The following is a 2,762-nucleotide window of genomic DNA, read 5'->3' as shown; positions in this document are numbered from 1 at the left end:
ATCGCCCAGCGCATCGACCAACGCCATGATGTTGCCCACCACCGGCAAGGCGCCGGCCACGGACTTGATGCGCTCCAGGGTGACCACACCCCCGCTGACCGATTGCAGCCAGGCATCGAACTCGGCGGCGCCGCGGCCCACGTCCTTGGCGTCGAGGGTGTTGAGCGGGGCGACCGCGACCTGGGGTTCGCGGGGTTTGGCGGACTCGCTCATGCCAGCACCTCGCGGCTCAGCAGGGCCTTGGCCGGATTACTCAACGAGGTGTCTGGACTCGTCACCTCAATGGAACGGGCAATCGACGAGTCAGGGGGCGCAGCTTTTCACGATCGTCCCAGAGCCCCGGAAAAACCTCAAACTTAAGGTCGTCTCGATTGACACCCGTATCGTAATAGCGGGCTAACCTGTCGGCGAGATCAAGATCGCCCCACATATTTGTAAGCTCATATTTTTCAATAATCTCTCGATCATCATAAACAGACAGATCGTGTTTTATCACAGGAGCCCCGTATGTTTCTGGATTCTCACCCCCTCCTACATCTAGAAGCCTTCCACCATAAAAAGAAAACGTTTCTCGACCACCTTTAAAGTGCGTCCCATCCAATGACGTATACGGCTTTATCCAGTAGCGCTGAGGTGTAAGGAATCGAGATTGAATCCCTTCTACAGAAATTTTACGTACCCCTAAATTTTTTTGCACCACAGACCCAACAAAGACTTGAAAAAGCGCTCAACCCCACTCCAATTGATGTCATACCAGTAATCGTCCTCTCGAAAAACATCATAGACGCAAAGAACTGTCTTCCCAGTCATTCGAGCGACAGTATAAAGATTCTCCCTAACCTCGATCACAATAAAATGGCCAGATTTCCATACGATTCTTTTTTCAACCCACCCACCCCTTTAAAGTTCACACACTACAGAGCCACTATTGTCTTTAGAATTTAAATGCCGATCAGCGGCATCGGCGTATTCCTGACGCCTTTTATTATTCTTACCAACCGGATTTTGTCGATTCGCAGTGCCTTCTCGCCCGTCGTTCTCTAGAAAATAATGCTGCTCTAATCCTCTCGCAGTATCTTTTCCATTTTGACCATACCCACGACATACAACCTCCGGCGCCGTACCCCCCCAAAGCGCTCATAGTTCCCACCATATCGGTACTTTACAACGTCAACACCGACCCTACCTCCAGGCTTACTTGCATAACCTATATACGGCTTACCTGTTTTCTGATCAATTGCTTGATATGTAACATGCGTCGCTGTTGCTGGATCTCCGGTAAGACCTAATGGATCGATCCAGCCAACCGGATTCGGCGTATACGCAAACAGGTTCAACCCACCTGCATAACCAATCGGATCCTGCCCGATAAACCGCCCAACCTCCGGATCATAGTACCGATACCGGTTGTAATGCAGCCCAGTCTCATGGTCGTGATACTGCCCCTGAAAACGGATCGGGTTGCTCAACTCTAGGCTTTGTACGAAAAATTCTTTGGGAGCGGGCTTGCCCGCGGCGTTTTTCAAGGTAGTTGTCGCGTCAACCATCCAACTATGCGGCTTGCTTCACGTGCTGTTGTTCCCGATCAGGGTTCAGCAGCACCGTACCAATCGGCTCCCAGTTGCGAGTGCGTCCTGACCATCGCTCCGGATTCCTATTTCGAGCGCGCTCATAGAGTTCGTGGCGCAGGGCTAGGATTTGCCTGTCCTGACCTCGATGACGCTCTGCTGGCGTGACGAAGCGGATTCGGCTGTGTCGGTGTTCGTGGTTGTACCAACGGATAAAATCACGCACCCAGCATCGTGCAGCATCCAGGGTCTCGAAGCCCTTGGTCGGCCATTGCGGGCAGTACTTCAGTGTTCTGAAAAGCGCCTCCGAGTATGGGTTGTCATTACTGACACGCGGCCTGCCGCGGGACGGTGTTATGCCCAGCTCGTACATCTTGCTCAGCAACGTGGCCGACTTCATCGGCGTGCCGTTGTCCGAGTGCAACACCAACGGCTCTCTCAAGCACTGTTCGCTGATCACACTTCTCTGCAGCAACACTGCAGCTTTGGCGCCGTCTTCGTTCTCGTGTACCTCCCAGCCCACAGTCTTGCGGCTGTAGATGTCTTCGATCAAGTACAGGTAGTAGTATTTTCCACGCACCGAAGACGGCAAGTATGTGATATCCCACGACCACACCCGGTTAGGTGCGCAGGCAGCATACGTTGTCGGCTCGGCATGACGCCCAGGGCGTTGAGCGCGCCCTCGGCGTTCTCGCTGTCCAGCAGCCCGAAGCACCCGGTAGAAGGTCGACTCCGAGCCTATATAGAGCTGCTTATCGGCCAGCCTCGGCACGATCTGGCTAGGTGGCAAGTGAGCATACTCAGCGCTGTTGCACAGGTTGAGAATCGCTTGTCGCTCGTGCTCGCTCAGCGCGTTCGGTGGGGTTGCGCGAACTGTAGTTGTGCGTGCATCCGCCGCCACCTCTTCCGTTTTAGTCCAGCGCTGCAACGTTCTGAGCGTCAAGCCAACTTCCTGACATGCCGTCAATTTCCGTGCTCCGGAATTCATCGCCTCAGTCAGCCAAGCCACCAGCAGTTGCCGTTCCGGCAGAGCAGTCAATTGTCCTCGTCGTCTACTCCCCAGTAGTCGTTGAGCTTTTTTCGCAGCACCAATAACGCGGCTGTTTCAGCCAGCGCCTTATCCTTGCGGCGCAGTTCGCGCTCAAGCTGTTTAATACGTTTCTGATCCTGACGGGCCTGCTCCCGATCAACCTT

2 protein-coding genes and 2 pseudogenes are annotated in these 2,762 nt (G+C 54.0%); all 4 read right to left on the bottom strand.

The window, feature by feature from the left end; translation table 11 throughout:
- On the bottom strand, positions 1–213 hold a 213-nt coding region (locus tag KUO17_RS20890; RefSeq protein ID WP_217977403.1), incomplete at its 3' end, for a hypothetical protein.
- Positions 214–274: 61 nt separating this feature from the next.
- Positions 275–697, bottom strand: a complete 423-nt coding sequence (locus KUO17_RS20885) for a hypothetical protein (protein WP_217977402.1) — start codon at positions 695–697, stop codon at positions 275–277.
- Between the two features lie 576 nt (positions 698–1,273).
- Positions 1,274–1,469, bottom strand: a pseudogene (locus KUO17_RS27290) (RHS repeat-associated core domain-containing protein); the annotation flags it as partial.
- 82 nt (positions 1,470–1,551) lie between these two features.
- A pseudogene (locus tag KUO17_RS20875) lies at positions 1,552–2,762 on the bottom strand (IS3 family transposase); the annotation flags it as partial.

This window comes from Pseudomonas aegrilactucae (assembly GCF_019168305.1).
Classification (GTDB): Bacteria; Pseudomonadota; Gammaproteobacteria; order Pseudomonadales; family Pseudomonadaceae; genus Aquipseudomonas; species Aquipseudomonas aegrilactucae.
The sequence above is the reverse complement of the archived record's forward strand: the minus strand, read 5'-3'. Positions and strand labels throughout refer to the sequence as shown.